The following is a 17,387-nucleotide window of genomic DNA, read 5'->3' on the forward strand; positions in this document are numbered from 1 at the left end:
GCTGGCAACCTAGCGCTAGGCGCAGCAAAACCTGCCAAAGGTGTAGTGACGTGGTACGGCATTGCGTTTGGTCAGTTGCTCTTAATCATGCCTGCCGGTTGCTAGCATCCCGCAGGCCAATGCGCCCACCTCCCTGACCGCCTGTTCTATCGCCAATGTCCATAAGTGGCTGAAATTGAGCCGGATATAGTGGGTCAGGTCTTTCTTGCGCGAGAAGATCGTTCCCGGCGCGACGGTGATGCCGTTGTCGATGGCGGCGCGGTAGAGCATGAGCGCATCCAGTTGCGCGGGCAGCCTGACCCAGATCACATATCCCCCTTTGGGCTCCGAAAGCTGCGTGCCGGCGGGGAAGCTTTCCTCTATCACATTGCGGATCAGCACATACTGCGAGCGCAGGGTATGCCGCAATTGCTTGAGGTGCTGTTCGAAGCTGTCGCGCTGCATGAATTTCGCAATCGCGATCTGCGGCGCGGAGGGTAGCGACAGGCTGTTGAGGAACATCAGGCGCTCTACTTCCTGCCGGTAGCGCCCGGCCACGGTCCAGCCGACGCGGTAGCCCGGCGCCAGGGATTTCGAGAACGACGAGCAATGCAGCACCAGCCCGGAGCGGTCGAACGCCTTGGCAGGCCTGGGCGCCGTTTCGCTGAAGTACAGCTCGCCGTAGACGTCATCCTCGATCAGCGGAATCTGCCGGTCTTCGAGGAATTCCACCAGTGCCTGCTTCTTTTGGTCCGGCATGACGAAGCCCAGCGGGTTCTGGAAGTTGGCGGTGAGCACCACGGCGGCAATGCGCACATTGTCGGTGGTGGCGCGCAATGCATCCAGGTCGATGCCGGAATCCGGGTCGGTACGCAGCTCGGCCACCTGCATGCCCAGGCGCTCCACGGTATGGGCCAAGGCGTAATAGCCCGGGGATTCCAGCGCAATGACGTCGCCGGCCTTGGCGACGGCCTGCAGGCACAGCGTAATGGCCTCGGTAGCGCCGTGGGTGATGACGATGTCGTCGGGCGAAACGTCCATGCCGTTAGCCAGGTAGCGGCGTGCAATCTGCTGGCGCAGCATTTCGTTGCCGGGCGGCAGGTCGCTCAGTACGCCCCATTCGCCTTCATCGTCGGTCAGGGCTTTTTCGTACTGGTGGATCTTCTTGAGCGGGAATAGTTGCGGGTCCGGGAAGGGCGAGCCCAGCGGCACGGTGCCGAACTCGCGGATGGACTTGAGCGTGGTAAGCACCAGCTTGCTCGCATCGACCTCGGACAGGTCGATGTCCTTGGACAGCGGCGACGGGTTGCGTTGCTGCAGGCGCTTGCGCGGCGTGACGTAGTAGCCGGATTGGGGATGGCTGCTGATGATGCCTTCCTGTTCCAGCAGCAGATAGCCGCGCAGGACGGTACTGATGCTCAGGCCGTATTTCTGGCTCGCTTGCCGCACCGAGAAAATCTTGTCGCCGGGCCGCAATACGCCTTCATCGATCATCGCGCGTATGCGGGCAGCAAACGAGACATAAAGCTTCATGTTGGCGGGGCAGGGGTCGAGTCCTTGATGCCTGCCATTGTACTCCAGCCAAGCGCTGGCGCGGCCGGAGTTTTTGCCGGGTGTGGGCTGGAGATCGGCCGGATTAAGCGGCCTGCAGAGCCTGCGAGATTTCCTCTCCGCCTGCCGTCAGCGCGGCGACCAGGCGCTCTTTCTCGGTGGAGACGACGACAAGCTCTTGCTCGCCCAAGGCGGTCATCAGGCGCTGCAACGTGCTCATGCGGATGCCCAGGCGTTTGCAGATCGCGGCCAGCGGCACGCGGGCGCGGCCTTCCTCATGCTCGGCATGCAGGAGCTCCAGGATGCCCAGCATCAGCACCGCGCTTTGGTCGAGCTGGGCATGGTCTGAGGCAGAGTCGCCTGTTTCCTGCTCTGCGCAGTCCCGGTCAAGCAGCATTGGATACCTTCTGTTCTGCCGTCTTCTCGATAATCACCGGGATCGACTTGGAGGTAGGCGTATGCGAGAAGTCGGCCACGCTTTCCAGGGGCACCAGGTTGTTGGTTTCCGGGTAGTAGCCGCCCAGGCAGCCTTGCGGGATGTCGTAGGACACCACCAGGAAGTTGTCGGCGCGGCGGGTGATGCCGTCCTGCCAGACGCTGATCAGGTTGACCCAGTCGCCGGCCTTGAGGCCCATGCGCTTGATGTCTTCCGGGTTCATGAACACGACGCGGCGCTGGCCGAATACGCCGCGGTAGCGATCGTCCATGCCGTAGATGGTGGTGTTGTACTGGTCATGGGAGCGCGTGGTCATGAGCACGAACATCCGGTCGCCATATTGCTCGCGCGCCTGGTGGATAGGCGAGTTGCGCGGGATTTCCTGCAAAGTGAACTCGGCCTTGCCGGAAGGTGTGATCCAGACGCGGTCGCTGGATGGCACCGGCAGGCGGAAGCCGCCCGGGTGCTTGATGCGCTCGTTGTAGTCTTTGAACGCGGCTGGCAGGGTCTGTTCGATGGCGTCGCGAATCTTGCTGTAGTCCTTGATGTATTCCAGCCACGGCGTCTTGCTGTGCTTGAGCGTGGCATGGGCCAGGCGCGCGACGATGGCGGGCTCGGACAGCAGGTGCGGCGAGGCCGGCTTGTTCATGCCGTAGGAGATATGCACCATGCTCATGGAGTCTTCCACGGTCACGCCTTGCGGGCCGGTTTCCTGGGTGTCGATCTCGGTGCGGCCCAGGCACGGCAATATCAAGGCTTCCTTGCCGTGCACCAGGTGGCTGCGGTTGAGCTTGGTGGTGACGTGGGCGGTCAGGTCGCAATTGCGCAGGCCTTCCCATGTGCGGTCGGTATCGGGCGTGGCGATCGAGAAGTTGCCGCCGAGGGCAAAGAAGAACTTGGCCTTGCCGTCTATCATCGCCTGGATGGCGGATACGGCATCGTAGCCAGGTTCTTTCGGCACCTTGATGTCAAATACGCGCTCAAGGCTTTCCAGGAAGGCCAGCGGCATCTTTTCATAGATACCCACGGTGCGGTTGCCCTGTACGTTGCTGTGGCCGCGCACCGGGCACAGGCCTGCGCCTTCCTTGCCGATATTGCCGCGCAGCAGCATCAGGTTGACCAGGGTCTGGATCGTGGCGACGCCATGCTTGTGCTGGGTGATGCCCATGCCCCAGGTCGAGATCACGCGGTCGCCGGTAGCATAGATGCGGGCCACTTCCTCGATCTGTTCCAATGGCACGCCGGACTCCTCCACGATCAGGTCCCAGCTTTCCTGGCGTGCGTCCTCGGCGATGGCCTCGAAACCGTTGGTGTGCTGCTGGACGAACTCCACGTCCACCACACGCTCGGAGCCGTTCTTGATCGCTTCGTCGTCCCACTGGATCACGAACTTGATCATGCCCTTGATCAGCGCCAGGTCGCCGCCCAGCTTGGGCTGGATGAACATGTCGCTGATCTTGCTGCCTTTGAACGACAACATGTCGAACGGGCTTTGCGGGTCGGCGAAGCGCTCCAGGCCGCGTTCCTTCAATGGGTTGATCGCCACGATGCGCGCGCCGCGCTTGGCGGCCTCGCGCAGCTCGCCCAGCATGCGCGGGTGGTTGGTGGCAGGATTTTGGCCGAAAATCAGCAAGGTGTCGGCATGCTCGAAGTCATGCAGCGTCACCGAACCCTTGCCGATGCCCACGGTGGGAGGCAAGGCCATGCTGGTGGATTCGTGGCAGAGGTTGGAGCAGTCAGGGAAATTGTTGGTGCCGAACTCGCGCACGAACAATTGGTAGAGGAAGGCTGCCTCGTTGCTGGCGCGGCCCGAGGTATAGAAAATCGCCTCGTTCGGGTCGGCAAGCGCATTTAGGTGTTCGGCCATCAGCTCGAAAGCGCCGTCCCAGGATACTTCCTCATACTTGTCGGTGGCTGGGTTGTAGCGCATCGGGTGGGTGAGGCGGCCCTCGTTTTCCAGGTCGAAATCGCTCCACTCCATCAGCTCGGTGACTGTGTGCTTGGCGAAGAACTCCGGCGGCACGCGCTTGGCGGTTGCTTCAGCCGCCACGGCCTTGACGCCGTTCTCGCAGAATTCGAAGGTGGATGTGTGCTCCTTGTCCGGCCAGGCGCAACCAGGGCAGTCGAAGCCGTCAGGCTGGTTCTGCGAAAGCAGGGTCATGACGCCCTTCACGGGGATCTTCTGCAGCGCGAGCTGCGCGGCGACTTGCTTCAGTGCCCCCCAGCCTGCGGCGGGGTGGTGGTAAGGCTTGATGGCGGCTTTAGGGTGCGACATATCTTCCTACGTTTGTTCAAAAATCAGGCCGGTATCCGCGAAGGCGGGCCGACGCTATGAATACACAATGACGATTGCAACAATCGTAAGGGAGCAAACGGAAGGAAACCAGATACAGAAACGGGGGAATTTTTAGGGTACAGTTTGGGACTTAACTTGCGCGAAGAGCGCATAGTTGCTGATGGGGAAGTGTTTGCGAGTCTTGGATAGATAGGTGGGCTTGGTAAGTGGGGTGAGTGTTATTGGTCTAAACGTAAAACGGGTTGGACTGAGACGGATAATGCGTACTCATAGAGGTCTATAGAAGGAGTCTCTGAGCATGCGAGGCGCAAGTCTTCACTAATCTGCTTTGCAATAATGATTCCTCTCACGTTTTGCCCAGGTTCGGCATGGTTCCTTTTGATCCAACTGATGTATCTCAGAATCTGCCCAACTACACGGTCATAACCTTTCGAGACTTTTAATTCAATGACGACATAATTTCCAGTCTGATCAATGGCGAGTATGTCGATAAAGCGGCCGCCGACAGGAAACTCAACTCCTGTAATACCTTCGTCGTTGTAGAGCTTAAGCGATGGTTCAATAATATGTAGATTCTTGGCAAGGTAGTCCCGCAGGTCGTGTTCATAGGCGAATTCGTCAGAACCATGAGAGGTTTCTGGAAAGGGCTCTTCAATGATGGGGCTGAGCACAGAAATCGGAGTAGGGTCGCGGCCAGGTTCGTACAACCTAAAGTGTGAGCTATCGATTTTGAAGAATTTATCATCCGATCCGTCTGCTCTTGCACTGTACTGCAGGCGGGTTTGCGCATTTGTGGACAGGCGAATCAAATGGGCAGCTACAGTTCCAGGCTTTACATTTGGATAGTGCTCCGCGAACCACTGCACGGCCTGTTCACGCGTGAAGGATTGTCCCGGTAGGATTCCCATGGATGAAATCATGTCATGCATCAATAGGCGGACGGGTTTTTCGTTCAATGCGGCCACTTAGAATATTCTCCGTAATTGCAATGGGCTCCACACATTTATAGGTGCTTTCCTTTTCGAGGCCCTTTAGTTTATATCCATTTAGAGCCTTAACTAGGCCGCCGTTTGGTTGAGCGAGGGCTCAGGTTTGATGCTTTCTCAACCAAGCGGCCAGAGGCGTATTTATGCAGCACGCTGGCAATAAATGTCTGATAGGGGATACCTTCCTCCAGTGCGCGGGCCTGAATATCCATTAGGTCGGGAGTGGAGAGGCGGATGTTGATTCGGCGATCCTTGAGGAAGGTGGCGGTGGCCGCTGCCTTGAATTTTGACAGATCCGCCTGTGAGGGTGAGTTTGACTTGAGTTCACCCTTATCATAGGCCGCCAAAAGTTCTTCCTCGTATGTATCAAGTTTTTTCACTGGGATCGTTCCTTTGTAAATAATCGCGGGTCGCCTTCCTGCTGGGGATCACGGTTTTCAGAAAAAAATAATCGGTTTCTTCGACATAGGGCACCAAGTAAACGTAACCATCAAGCGCTACGACCAGAATGGACTGGTTGGAATATTTTTCCAGGTTTGGGTGGCGTAATTGATCCAATACCCCATCAGCCTCGATTGCCAGCACAATTTCCTCGAAAGAAATGCTGCGCTCAATTTTCAGAGCCTCATTTTTATCATGACTCCAGCGAAATGGTTTCATGAAGTTATTCTATATTGGTGTGTGCCTAATGTCACCTATAGGAATTCAGGATTTCATAGGCAGGTATGTGATTAAGATTGTGGCGCGCGACGCAAGCTCGCGATCCACAGCCATATCCCTGCAATCACCATCGGCAAACTCAACCACTGTCCCATACTCAAGCCTAGCGACAGCAGGCCGAGGAAGCTGTCCGGCTCGCGCGTGAATTCCACCAGGAAGCGGAAGCTGCCGTAGCCGATCAGGAACAGCGCCGACACCGATCCCCTTGCGCGCGGCTTGCTGGAATACCACCAGAGCAGGATGAACAGCACGACGCCTTCAAACAGGAATTCGTAAAGCTGCGAAGGATGGCGTGCGATGTTGTCCACTTGCGGAAAGACCATGGCCCAGGGCGCATCGCTGGCGCGGCCCCATAGCTCGCCGTTGATGAAGTTGCCCATGCGTCCCGCGCCCAGGCCGACGGGCACCAACGGCGCGACGAAATCCATGATGCCGAAGAAGGTCAGGTCGCGCTGTCTCGCGAACAGCAGCATGGCGGCCATGACGCCGATGAAGCCGCCGTGGAAGGACATACCGCCTTGCCAGAGGAAGAGAATCTCGTGCGGGTGGGCCAGGTAGTACTCGTGCTGGTAGAACAATGCATAGCCCAGCCTGCCGCCGAGGATGACGCCGAGCGCGCCGTAGAACAAGGCGTCATCCAGCGTCTTGGGCGTCCAGCCTGCCTGCGACCACCACGGCTGGTGGGCGATGCGCCAGCGCCCGAGCCAGAGAAAAGCCAGGAAGCCGATGAGGTACATCAGGCCATACCAATGAATGCCGAACGAGCCCAGGTGGATGGCGACTGGATCAAATTGTGGATGAACAAGCATTGGGATTGGCCCTTGGATTGGAGTAAAATCTCCTAATTATACGTTTAGTTTAGGGTTTTTATGCCGCAATACCGCTCCAGAACCTCCACCCATGGCCGCAATATGGCAGGCGCCCGCGCACTTTGGCGCGCCACCGGGATGAAGGAGGACGACTTCCAGAAACCGATCATTGCGATCGCCAATTCCTTTACCCAGTTCGTGCCAGGGCACGTGCACCTCAAGGACCTGGGGCAGCTGGTGGCGCGCGAGATCGAGCGTGCGGGCGGCGTTGCCAAGGAGTTCAATACGATCGCCGTGGACGACGGCATCGCCATGGGCCATAGCGGCATGCTCTATAGCCTGCCCAGCCGCGACTTGATTGCGGACGCCGTGGAGTATATGGTGAGCGCTCACTGTGCCGATGCGCTGGTATGCATTTCCAATTGCGACAAGATCACCCCGGGCATGCTGATGGCGGCCCTGCGCCTGAATATCCCGGTGGTGTTCGTCTCGGGCGGCCCGATGGAGGCCGGCAAGGTCAACTGGCAGGGCAACGTGCACAAGCTCGACCTGGTGGATGCCATGGTGGCGGCCGCGGACAGCAACGTATCCGATGAAGAGTCCGACGCGATCGAGCGTTCCGCCTGCCCGACCTGCGGCTCTTGTTCCGGCATGTTCACCGCCAACTCGATGAACTGCCTGACCGAGGCGCTGGGCCTGAGCCTGCCGGGCAACGGTTCCACATTGGCCACGCATGCCGCGCGCAAGGAGCTGTTCCTCAAGGCGGGCCGCCTGATCGTGGAAATCACCAAGCGCTATTACGAGCAGGATGACGAGAGCGTGTTGCCGCGCAGCATCGCCAATCTCAAGGCGTTCGAGAACGCCATGAGCCTGGATGTCGCCATGGGCGGCTCGACCAACACCGTGTTGCACCTGCTGGCAGCGGCGCACGAAGCTAAGGTGGATTTCACCATGGCCGACATTGACCGCATTTCCCGCGGCGTGCCTTGCGTTAGCAAGGTGGCGCCCGCCACGGCTAAATACCACATGGAGGACGTGCACCGCGCGGGCGGCGTGATGGGTATCCTGGCGGAGTTGAGCCGGGCCGGACTGATCCACCGCGATACCCCGACTGTGCATAGCCCTACCCTGGGTGAGGCGTTGGACAAGTGGGACATCATGACCACCACGGACGAGGAGGTGAAGAAATTCTATCGCGCCGCGCCAGGCGGCATTTCCACGACGATTGCCTTCAGCCAGTCGATGCTCTGGCCTGATCTGGATACAGATCGCAAGGAAGGATGCATCCGCGACAAGGCGCATGCCTATTCGCAGGATGGCGGCCTGGCGGTGCTCTACGGCAACATTGCGCTGGACGGCTGCATCGTGAAGACCGCGGGCGTGGACGACAGCATCCTCAAGTTTACGGGCCGTGCGCGTATCTTCGAAAGCCAGGACGATGCCGTCGCAGGCATCCTGGCCGACAAGATCGAGGCGGGCGACATTGTCATCATCCGCTACGAAGGCCCGCGCGGCGGCCCTGGCATGCAGGAAATGCTCTACCCGACCAGCTACCTGAAATCCAAGGGACTGGGCAAGGCTTGCGCGCTGCTGACCGACGGGCGCTTTTCAGGCGGCACTTCCGGCCTGAGCATCGGCCATGCCTCGCCGGAGGCTGCCGAGGGCGGCGCGATCGGCCTGGTGGAGGAAAACGACATCATCGAGATCGATATCCCCAACCGTACCATCCACCTGGCGGTCAAGGATGAAGTGCTGGCCCACCGGCGTGCCGCGATGGAGGCGCGCGGCAAAGACGCATGGAAGCCGGTCAACCGTCAGCGTCATGTATCCGTTGCATTACGTGCGTATGCTGCAATGAGCACGTCCGCGGCCAAAGGTGCGGTGCGCGACGTAAGCCAGATCGAGAAGTAGGCAGCATCGATAATAATAAAAAGAATTCATCAATCAGTTTTAAAAGAGCGTATGCAATCAGTACACGAATTGAATGCCCGGTACGGGGTCGGGCATAAAATCCATTTTTCCGCAGACCTGAACGGGTTGGTGACGCTGGAAATCGAAAACCCGCATGCCACCGCCAAGGTCGCCTTGCAAGGCGGGCACGTCATGCAATGGAACCCGCGCCATGCCGAGGCGCCGGTGTTGTGGTTGTCCGACCAGGCGCGCTTCGTCGCCGGACGTTCTATCCGTGGCGGCGTGCCGGTTTGCTGGCCGTGGTTCGGCCCGCATGCGACGGACGAGACCCTCTGTCCGCATGGTTTTGCCCGCGTGGTGCCATGGGAGGTGGTCGATGCCAAGCCTGAGGCGGACAACACCACCAGCCTTGTCTTGAGGCTGGTGGAGAGCCGTCAGGTGGAAAAGCAGTGGCCTTACGATTGCGAATTGACCTTGACCGTCAACATTGGCCCGACGCTCAAGATGGCGCTGACTACCACTAATAAGGGTAATGAGCCGTTCGTGATCGGCGAAGCCCTGCATACCTATTTCCAGGTCAGCGATATCGAGGTAGTCAAGGTGCTTGGGCTGGATCATACTGAGTATGAGGACAAGGTCGAGGACTACGCTCGCAAGCGCCAGTCCGGCGACATTAGCTTCAATGACGAGGTGGACCGGGTTTACCTGAATACCGAGTCGACCTGCGTGCTGGAAGACCCGGGCTTGCGCCGCAAGATCGTCATCGAGAAAACCGGCAGTCAATCTACCGTGGTCTGGACGCCATGGGAACGCAAGGCGGCCGAGATCGGCGACCTGGGCAGCCACCATGGCTGGCGGCAGATGGTATGTGTCGAGACCTCCAACGTCAGGGGCAATGTCGTCACTGTCGAGCCTGGCAGCTCTCATACTTTGAGCGTGCAGTACAGCACTGAAAGTTTGTAGCCGGGTGATTGGATTGGCAATGGGTGCATTGCCAATAGCCGGCCGTTGTAACGCGATTCAGCGGGAGTGCAGGCTCCCAAGGAGAATGAATGAAGACAATCATGCGCATATTGGTAGCCGCGAGCTGCTTGCTCATGGCTGGGCAGGCGGCAGCGGTGGATGCAAAGGTGGCGGAGTCGCTGGCACAGAAAAACGGTTGTCTGGCTTGCCACACGATCAAGCAAAAGGTCATCGGCCCGGCATTGCAGGATATCGCGGCCAAGTACCGTGGCCAGCCCGGGGTGGAAGCCAAGCTGATAGGCCGGGTCAAGAACGGCACCAGCGGCGTCTGGGGGCCGGTGCCCATGGGCCCGAACAGCCCGCAGGTGAAGGATGAGGATATTAAGGTCATCGTGCAGTGGATATTGACCTTGTAGCGGTTGCTGCAGTTGCTCCAAGCAAAGCCAGTCAAATGTTTTGACTGGCTTTTTTGTTGGATGGAATCAGGGCGTCCTTAGGCTAGACCCAGCGCCTTGAGCTTGCGGTAGAAGCGGTTGCGGCTCATGCCCAGCTCGCGTGCCGCGGCGGAGATATTGCCTTCATGGTGCTGCAGCGCCAGCTTGACCGCTTCATTGGTGATATCATCGATGGAGCCTGCGGCCAGGGGCGTGCTTTTTTGCCCCGGGGCAATGCTGTCCAGCTCGTCCATGAAGCCGGGAGGCAGGTGCTGCCGCTGCAATGGCTTGCCAGCAGCCAGGGCCAGCATGGTTTTCAGCACGTTGTGCAGCTGGCGGATATTGCCTGGCCAGGGATGTTGGCGGAACAGGTGGAGCACTTCGTCGTGGATTTCAACATCGCCGCCGCTTTCCGTGGCCATGATGTTGCGGATGATGGACAGCAGGTCCTGACGTTCGCGCAATGGCGGCAATGTCAGGCTGATGCCGTTCAGGCGGTAGTAGAGATCCTTGCGGAATGTGCCGTCGGCTACTTTTTCCTGCAATTTCTGATTGGTGGCGCTGATCACGGAAAAATCCAGTTTTCTGGACTTGCTGCCGCCCAGCGGAGTGATGCTGCGTTCCTGCAGCACACGCAACAGCCGGGCCTGCAGGAGCAATGGCATGTCGCCGATTTCATCGAGGAACAAGGTGCCGCCATGCGCTTGCTCGATCTTGCCTTGGCTGCCTTTCTGGCGTGCGCCGGTAAAGGCGCCTTCCTCGTAGCCGAACAGTTCCGCCTCGATCAGCCCTTCCGGCAATGCGGCGCAATTGATGGCGACCAGCGGGCCGTCGGCGCGGGCGCTGCCCTGGTGGATGGCGCTGGCAAGCAATTCCTTGCCGACGCCGGTTTCCCCCTGGATCAGGATGGAGATATCCTGGTTCATGACCAGCCTGGCCTGGTTCAATATTTCGGCGATACGCGGATCATCGCCGGTCATGGCGATCGCGGGACCGGCTGGCCTGGATGCATGGCGTATGCCGGCGATCTTGTTGCTGGCTGCTATTTCCGGTTCAATGCTGAGCCTTGCGTAGACGGGTTCGCCGTTTGCGAGCGTGAGCGTCAGCGGAGCGCTTTGCCGGTGTTCATTGCAGGCGTGGGAGAACGACTCCAGGAACATGGACTGGAAATGCGCGGGCGGGCTTTTCAAGCCCAGCAAGCCCAGCCCATTGCGGTTGATGGCCAGTAGCTCGCCCTCGCGTGACAATGCTGCATTTCCTTCCCATGCCGAGCCGATAAAATCGGCGGAGGTATGGAAGTGCAGTGTTACCGGCCCTTGGTGGCAGGCCCTGAACACGCGATTTTCAATCTGCTGGGCGGCCATCTTCACCAGCGCCAGTGTGTGTTGCTGGTGGGCGGCAAACGCATTGGTGACGTTGAGCGTGCCAAGCAGTTGCTGGTTGGGGCCAAAAATGGGGACGGCATAGCAGCTGAAACCGTGCAGTTGCTCGACAAAGTGTTCCGCGCCTTGTACCGCTACCGGCCGCTGTTCCACGATCGCCGTGCCGATGGCATTGGTGCCGCGTTCCTGCTCGCGCCATGAATAGCCCGGGCTCATGATTTCGCTAGGCGCAAGGTCGACCAGTAAGTGCTGGCCTTCGCTATGCAGGATGACGCCTTCTGCCTCGGTGAGCGCCACCATGCTGTATGAGTGGGCAATCTGCTCGTATAGCGCGGTGATCTCGGGCTTGGCCTGCGTCAGCAGCAAATGGTGCTTGCTGCGTTTCTTCTCCAGCTCCACCCGGTCCAGCGTTGCAGTGCTCAATGGCTGGGAAGCATTGATACCGTTATCCAGGCTGCGTTGCCAGGATCGTGCGATCGTCTTGTTGACCACGCCCTCCGCCATATTGCCTTGCTCAAGAAACTGCAGCCTTGCATGCTCGATTTCCTGCAGGGACTTTGTCATGGGGTGGTGCATGGCGGACTTCATGATTGATATTAGGAACTGTTCCCAAATGTAGCACTTGTGCAATTTCGTGACAACTGATTACGACGGGTTCGAGTCGATAGTTAGGAATAAATTCATATGGCAACGTATTATTTTTTCATGGTTTTCAGGAATTATTCCCGGTGATTGTTTTGGCTGGCATGGGGATTGCTGAATAGGGCCTGCAAGTTGATGACCAGGCATGGTCATGGTGCTGGCTGAGGTGGAGAGCATCGGCCAGCAATAAAACAACAAACATACTATGGAGAATATCCCTTGAAAGCGAAGCATTTGAAAATAGCACTGGGTGCCAGCCTGATCGGCCTGACATCCATCCCTGCTTTTGCAGCAGATGAGCTGGAAAAGCTGATCCAGGACGACAACCAATGGGTAACGCAGCGCAAGGACTATGCCAGCACAGGCTACAGCAAGCTGTCCCAGATCAGCCAATCCAACGTCAAGAACCTGAAGGCTGCCTGGACATTCGCTACCGGCGTTAACCGCGGCCATGAAGGCGCTCCGCTGGTGATCGGCGACACGATGTACTTTACCACCGCATTCCCCAACAATGTCTATGCGCTCGACCTGAACAACGAGGAAAAGATCAAATGGTCCTATTTCCCCAAGCAGGATCCTTCCGTGCAGGCATTGCTCTGCTGCGATAACGTAACCCGCGGCCTCGCCTACGGCGACGGCAAGATATTCCTGCAGCAGAACGACGGCCAACTGGTCGCCCTGGACGCCAAGACCGGCGCCAAGATCTGGGACGTAGGCGTTGTCGACGTTAAGCAAGGCGCTACCACCACCAATGCACCTCACGTGTTCAAGGACAAGGTCATCACCGGATGCTCGGGCGGCGAATACGGCGTCCGCTGCTACCTGACAGCCTACAACATCAAGGATGGCTCAATTGCATGGCGTGCCTACAGCACAGGTCCTGACAGCGAAGTGCTGATCGGTAAGGATTTCAACAAGGACAATCCTCACTACAGCTCACTGTCCGTATATGAAGACGTAAACGGCGGTAACAAGGAAGGCGGCTCCTACAAGGCTCTGCCCAAGGAAAAGCTGAAGTTCCCTGAAAAGGACCTGGGCGTGAAGACCTGGCTCAAGCCGCAAGCGACCAAGAACGGCTGGGAACAGGGCGGCGGCGCGACTTGGGGCTGGTATTCCTACGATTCGGCATTGAACCTGGTTTACTACTCCACAGGCAACCCATCCGTCTGGAACCCGGACGTGCGTCCCGGCGACAACAAGTGGTCCATGACCATTTTCGCACGCGACCTGGACACTGGCGTCGCCAAGTGGGGTTATCAATTGACGCCTCACGATGAGTGGGACTTCGATGCAGTGAACGAAACCATCCTCTGGGATGCGGACGGCAAGAAGCTCGCTACCCACTTTGACCGCAATGGTTTCGGCTACACCCTGGACCGCCAGACCGGCAAGCTGCTGGTGGCGGAAAAGATGCACCCGTTCGTCAACTGGGCGACTGGCATTGACCTCGTGACCGGCATCCCGCAAAAGGACCCCAAGTTCTCCACCCACGAAGACGTGAATGTCACGGGCATCTGCCCCGCAGCGTTGGGCGTGAAGGACCAGCAGCCTGCTGCCTACTCTCCCAAGACCAAGCTGTTCTACGTGCCGCTCAACCACGTCTGCATGGATTACGAGCCTGTAGAAGTGAAGTACGTGGCTGGCCAGCCTTGGGTTGGCGCAACCCTGAGCATGTACCCCGGTCCTGACGGCGTCATGGGCGGCTTCATGGCCTGGGACGGTCTCAAGGGCAAGCAAGCCTGGTACAAGAAAGAGAAGTTCTCGGTCTGGAGCGGCGCCTTGGCGACTGCGTCTGATGTCGTCTTCTACGGCACTCTGGATCGCTGGTTCAAGGCTGTCGACGCCAAGAGCGGCAAGGAGCTTTGGAAATTCCGCGTGGGCTCCGGTGTAGTCGGTAACCCGATCACCTATGGCCACAAGGGCAAGCAATACGTCGCAATCCTCTCCGGCATCGGTGGCTGGGCAGGTGTGGCAATGAACCTGGGCCTGACCAACGACAACGAAGGTCTGGGCGCAGCAGGTGGTTACAAGGAGTTGAAGGAGTGGAATGCGGCACCAGGCGGTGGCGCACTCAACGTATTCAGCCTCTAAACCATCTTTAGGCAGTACCCCTGCCGAAAGGCAGGGCTCATCTCCATTTTAGTAGTCCCTTCTTGCCAGTCCCTTGTGGACTGGCTTTTTTTTGCCCACAAAACCAAGGGCGAGCGCAGCGAAGCCAAGTGCGGATTGACCTTGGGTTCCCCGTCTGGCTGCGCCGAGTAGCGGAAATCTGTCTGGAAAAAGAGCTTGCGTCTGTCTGAGCGAAGCGAGTTCAGCAAGCGCCCAGACAGATTGAGCAACGCAGGGAACCGGGAGCTTGCTCCCGGCGCAGACTCCGGGGTCGCCTTTTGTTTGGTTACTTTTATTTGGCGAAGCAAAATAAAGGGACTCGCTGACAAGCGAAAGGCAACGGGTCAATGGTCTGCAACAGTGGTCAAGACCATTGTTCCTTCAACAACCCAAATCCAATCCCATCAAGCTCAACGATTTTCCGTCTTCATCAATACTGCGATTGACGAGAGGAAGGGTTTCGCCCCGCCGGGCGAGTATCTTTCTTTTGTTTCGCCAAAAGAAAGATACGAAAGAAAACGAAGTTTCGGCGGAGCCAAAAGGCGACCCGATTGTCTGCGACCCGGAACGTTGTTCCGGGCAACCTGCGTTGCTCGCTTTTAATGGGGACTGGCTGAACTCGCTAACGCTCAGACAGACGCCAGTCCTTAATCCATTAAAAGCTGCGCTACTCGGCGCAGCCAGACGGGGAATCCAAACCCAAGGTCAAAAGCAACGGCGACTTGGCTTCGCTGCGCTCGCCCTTGCGAGTTATTAGTTGGTGCGTTGCCGGAGTTTGCTGTGGTGTATGGAGTAGGCGAAGTACATGACAATGCCGATGCCTACCCAGACCAGGAAACGGTGCCAGGTTTCGCCAGGCAGGAACGCCATGAGCGCGCTGCAGGAGATGATGCCGAGGATAGGAATGATGGGGCCGCCTGGATTCTTGAATGGCCGATGCAGGTCAGGCTGGCGGATGCGCAAGACGATGACGCCGACGCATACCATGACAAAGCTTGCGAGGGTGCCGATGTTGACGGTCTCGGCCAGGGTGCCAAGCGGGAAGAAGCCGGCGACGACGGAGATGATGCTGCCGCAGAACAGGATCACGCGGGTCGGGGACTGGCGGTCCGGGTTGACCTTGGAGAAGGCGGCGGGAATCAGCCCGTCGCGGCTCATGGCGTAGAGGATGCGGGTGAGACCGTACAGCAGTACCAGCAATACCGTGATCAAGCCTGCCAATACGCCGGTGGCGACCAGGGTGGATGACCAGCCGTACCCCAGCTTGCTCAGCGCATAGGCGACAGGGGAGGATACGTTGAGATCGGAATAGTGCACCACGCCGGTCAGCACGCCCGAGACCAGGATATAGACGAGGGTGCAGAAGGTGACGGAGGCAATCAGGCCGATCGGCAGGTCGCGCTGCGGGTTGCGCGCTTCGTCGGCGGCGGTGGAGACGGCATCGAAGCCGAAATAGGCGAAAAAGACCAGGGAGGCGCCCGCCAGAATGCCGATATTGCTGCCGTCCGCCTGGCTGGAGAACCAGCCGAACGGCATGAAGGGTTGCCAGTTGTCGCTATTGATATGACCGACGGCGATGGCGAGGAAAATAGCGATGGTGCTGAGCTTGATCGCCACCATGACGTTGTTGACGGTGGAGCTTTGCTTGACGCCGCTGATGAGCACGAACACCAGCAGCCAGATAATGCCGAAGGCAGGCAGGTTGATGATGCCGCCCTGGCTTGGCGCCTTGGTCCAGGCTTCAGGGATGACGATGCCGAAATTGGCCAGGGTGTTGATGAAGTAGCCCGACCAGCCGTTGGCCACCGCGGCGGCGCCCACGCCGTATTCCAGCAGCAATATCCAGGCGATCGTCCAGGCAGCAAATTCGCCGAACGCCACGTAGCTGTAACCATAGGCGCTGCCGGAGCCGCCGACCGAGGAGGCGAGCTCGGCATAGGCAAAGCCGGCAAAGGCGGCAGCCAGCCCGGCAATGACGAAGGAAATCACCACGGCAGGGCCCGAGTACACGGCGGCGGCAATACCCGTGAGCACGAAGATGCCGGTGCCGATGGCGCAGCCTATCCCGAGCAAGGCAAGGTCGAATGCCGACAGGCATTTCTTCAGGCCGCTGTGGCGGCCTATTTCAACCGGTTTGGTGCGGAATAGCTGTGCAAGCATATGGACTCCCGTTTTTTTGTTTTTCTAGTATGCACGAATTATGCCCGGGCTTTAAATTTCCCCGGCCCGGGCATGCTGGGGTGCCTGGCTTATTTGTTTTCCGTGAGCCAGTCGCGCCCGGTGATGAAGTCGCTGTAGAGCCTGGCTTCGGGCGAGCCCGTTTCCGGCTTCCAGTCGTAGCGCCATTTGACGATGGGCGGCATGGACAGCAGGATGGACTCGGTGCGGCCGTTGGATTGCAGCCCGAAAATGGTGCCGCGGTCGTAGATCAGGTTGAACTCGACGTAGCGGCCGCGGCGGTAGGCCTGGAAGTCGCGCTCGCGCTCGCCGTATGGAATATCCTTGCGGCGCTGCACGATGGGCAGGTAGGCGTTGATGAAGGCATCGCCGACGCTGCGCTGGAACGCGAAGCTTTGCTCGAAGCCCAGTTCGCTGAAGTCGTCGAAGAAGATGCCGCCGATGCCGCGCGCTTCCTTGCGGTGCTTGAGGTAGAAATAGTCGTCGCATTCTTTCTTGAAGCGGGGGTAGTACTGCTCGCCGAACGGCGCCACCGCGTCGCGGCAGGTGCGGTGGAAATGCACGGCGTCCTCCTCGAAACCGTAGTAAGGCGTGAGGTCCATGCCGCCGCCGAACCACCAGATCGGCTCCTCGCCGGGTTTTTCCGCCACGAAGAAGCGCACGTTCATGTGCACGGTTGGTACATAGGGGTTGCGGGGGTGAAACACCAGCGAGACGCCCATGGCCTGCCAGCTGCGGCCCGCCGCCTCGGGATGGGCGACGCTCGCGGACGGCGGCAGCTTGCTGCCGATGACGTGGGAGAAACCGATGCCGGCGCGCTCGAACACATTGCCCTCTTCCAGCATGCAGGACGTCCCGCCGCCGCCTTCCGCTCGCTGCCAGCTATCGTGCAGGAAGCGCTTGCCGTCCACCAGCTCGATGGCTTCCACGATGCGGGCTTGTAGGCCTTGAAGGTAGTCGAAGATTGCATTTGAGTTCATGAAGCTCTCCA

At 58.9% G+C, this 17,387-nt stretch carries 14 protein-coding genes; 4 read left to right on the forward strand and 10 right to left on the reverse strand.

Annotated features, from left to right (window positions below; all coding sequences use genetic code 11):
- Window positions 1–81: 81 nt before the first annotated feature.
- The 7 genes from ACWXTG_RS12665 to lgt form a co-directional block, all read right to left on the reverse strand.
- Entirely contained in the window at window positions 82–1,512 is a 1,431-nt protein-coding gene (locus ACWXTG_RS12665; RefSeq protein WP_480220080.1) for an aminotransferase-like domain-containing protein, read from the reverse strand.
- 103 nt (window positions 1,513–1,615) lie between these two features.
- A complete protein-coding gene (locus tag ACWXTG_RS12670; RefSeq protein WP_480220081.1) occupies window positions 1,616–1,927 on the reverse strand; it encodes a hypothetical protein in 312 nt (103 codons plus the stop codon).
- Window positions 1,917–4,241, reverse strand: coding sequence for an FdhF/YdeP family oxidoreductase (locus ACWXTG_RS12675; protein WP_480220082.1), 2,325 nt, complete (start codon window positions 4,239–4,241; stop codon window positions 1,917–1,919). The genes ACWXTG_RS12670 and ACWXTG_RS12675 overlap by 11 nt, the downstream gene beginning before the upstream one ends.
- Window positions 4,242–4,480: 239 nt before the next feature.
- Complete coding sequence (locus tag ACWXTG_RS12680) at window positions 4,481–5,227, reverse strand: endonuclease NucS domain-containing protein (protein WP_309564231.1); 747 nt, start codon at window positions 5,225–5,227, stop codon at window positions 4,481–4,483.
- 89 nt (window positions 5,228–5,316) lie between these two features.
- Window positions 5,317–5,628: a CopG family antitoxin gene (locus tag ACWXTG_RS12685; RefSeq protein WP_480220083.1), complete on the reverse strand. Its 312-nt coding sequence runs from the start codon at window positions 5,626–5,628 to the stop codon at window positions 5,317–5,319.
- Window positions 5,615–5,908 (reverse strand): toxin, encoded by a 294-nt coding sequence (locus ACWXTG_RS12690; RefSeq protein WP_480220084.1) that lies wholly within the window; start codon window positions 5,906–5,908, stop codon window positions 5,615–5,617. Before ACWXTG_RS12690 ends, ACWXTG_RS12685 begins: the two co-directional genes overlap by 14 nt.
- Before the next feature lie 71 nt (window positions 5,909–5,979).
- Window positions 5,980–6,777 (reverse strand): prolipoprotein diacylglyceryl transferase, encoded by a 798-nt coding sequence (gene lgt / locus ACWXTG_RS12695; RefSeq protein ID WP_480220085.1) that lies wholly within the window; start codon window positions 6,775–6,777, stop codon window positions 5,980–5,982.
- Window positions 6,778–6,837: 60 nt separating this feature from the next.
- Between lgt and ilvD the strand changes: the two genes are divergently transcribed.
- The 3 genes from ilvD to ACWXTG_RS12710 all read left to right on the forward strand — a co-directional run bounded on the left by ilvD (window position 6,838) and on the right by ACWXTG_RS12710 (window position 10,067).
- The gene (gene ilvD, locus ACWXTG_RS12700; RefSeq protein WP_309564235.1) at window positions 6,838–8,688 is read left to right on the forward strand and encodes a dihydroxy-acid dehydratase; all 1,851 of its coding nucleotides are present in this window, start codon (window positions 6,838–6,840) and stop codon (window positions 8,686–8,688) included.
- Window positions 8,689–8,739: 51 nt separating this feature from the next.
- The gene (locus tag ACWXTG_RS12705; RefSeq protein ID WP_309564236.1) at window positions 8,740–9,651 is read left to right on the forward strand and encodes a D-hexose-6-phosphate mutarotase; all 912 of its coding nucleotides are present in this window, start codon (window positions 8,740–8,742) and stop codon (window positions 9,649–9,651) included.
- 89 nt (window positions 9,652–9,740) lie between these two features.
- The gene (locus tag ACWXTG_RS12710) at window positions 9,741–10,067 is read left to right on the forward strand and encodes a c-type cytochrome (protein ID WP_309564237.1); all 327 of its coding nucleotides are present in this window, start codon (window positions 9,741–9,743) and stop codon (window positions 10,065–10,067) included.
- Window positions 10,068–10,144: 77 nt separating this feature from the next.
- Here the strand turns inward: ACWXTG_RS12710 and ACWXTG_RS12715 are convergent, their stop codons facing one another.
- Entirely contained in the window at window positions 10,145–12,031 is a 1,887-nt protein-coding gene (locus ACWXTG_RS12715; protein WP_480220086.1) for a sigma-54-dependent Fis family transcriptional regulator, read from the reverse strand.
- A gap of 297 nt (window positions 12,032–12,328) precedes the next feature.
- Here ACWXTG_RS12715 and ACWXTG_RS12720 point away from each other — a divergent pair, with 297 nt between their 5' ends.
- On the forward strand, window positions 12,329–14,200 hold the full coding sequence (locus tag ACWXTG_RS12720; protein ID WP_480220087.1) for a methanol/ethanol family PQQ-dependent dehydrogenase: 1,872 nt from the start codon (window positions 12,329–12,331) through the stop codon (window positions 14,198–14,200).
- 771 nt (window positions 14,201–14,971) lie between these two features.
- Here ACWXTG_RS12720 and ACWXTG_RS12725 read toward each other — a convergent pair.
- Together ACWXTG_RS12725 and hemF are read right to left on the reverse strand one after the other, a co-directional pair.
- Complete coding sequence (locus tag ACWXTG_RS12725; protein WP_480220088.1) at window positions 14,972–16,378, reverse strand: APC family permease; 1,407 nt, start codon at window positions 16,376–16,378, stop codon at window positions 14,972–14,974.
- Window positions 16,379–16,467: 89 nt separating this feature from the next.
- Window positions 16,468–17,376, reverse strand: coding sequence for an oxygen-dependent coproporphyrinogen oxidase (gene hemF / locus ACWXTG_RS12730; RefSeq protein ID WP_480220089.1), 909 nt, complete (start codon window positions 17,374–17,376; stop codon window positions 16,468–16,470).
- Window positions 17,377–17,387: the final 11 nt, after the last annotated feature.

This window comes from Methylobacillus sp. DLP286, assembly GCF_056636515.1.

Bases quoted from the DNA above. Each gene is read 5' to 3' on its own strand.
- ACWXTG_RS12665 (WP_480220080.1), bottom strand. From the start codon at position 1,512: ATGAAGCTTTATGTCTCGTTTGCTGCCCGCATACGCGCGATGATCGAT.
- ACWXTG_RS12725 (WP_480220088.1), bottom strand. From the start codon at position 16,378: ATGCTTGCACAGCTATTCCGCACCAAACCGGTTGAAATAGGCCGCCAC.
- ACWXTG_RS12710 (WP_309564237.1), top strand. From the start codon at position 9,741: ATGAAGACAATCATGCGCATATTGGTAGCCGCGAGCTGCTTGCTCATG.
- ACWXTG_RS12670 (WP_480220081.1), bottom strand. From the start codon at position 1,927: ATGCTGCTTGACCGGGACTGCGCAGAGCAGGAAACAGGCGACTCTGCC.
- ACWXTG_RS12675 (WP_480220082.1), bottom strand. From the start codon at position 4,241: ATGTCGCACCCTAAAGCCGCCATCAAGCCTTACCACCACCCCGCCGCA.
- ACWXTG_RS12690 (WP_480220084.1), bottom strand. From the start codon at position 5,908: ATGAAACCATTTCGCTGGAGTCATGATAAAAATGAGGCTCTGAAAATT.
- ACWXTG_RS12715 (WP_480220086.1), bottom strand. From the start codon at position 12,031: ATGACAAAGTCCCTGCAGGAAATCGAGCATGCAAGGCTGCAGTTTCTT.
- lgt (WP_480220085.1), bottom strand. From the start codon at position 6,777: ATGCTTGTTCATCCACAATTTGATCCAGTCGCCATCCACCTGGGCTCG.
- hemF (WP_480220089.1), bottom strand. From the start codon at position 17,376: ATGAACTCAAATGCAATCTTCGACTACCTTCAAGGCCTACAAGCCCGC.
- ilvD (WP_309564235.1), top strand. From the start codon at position 6,838: ATGCCGCAATACCGCTCCAGAACCTCCACCCATGGCCGCAATATGGCA.
- ACWXTG_RS12705 (WP_309564236.1), top strand. From the start codon at position 8,740: ATGCAATCAGTACACGAATTGAATGCCCGGTACGGGGTCGGGCATAAA.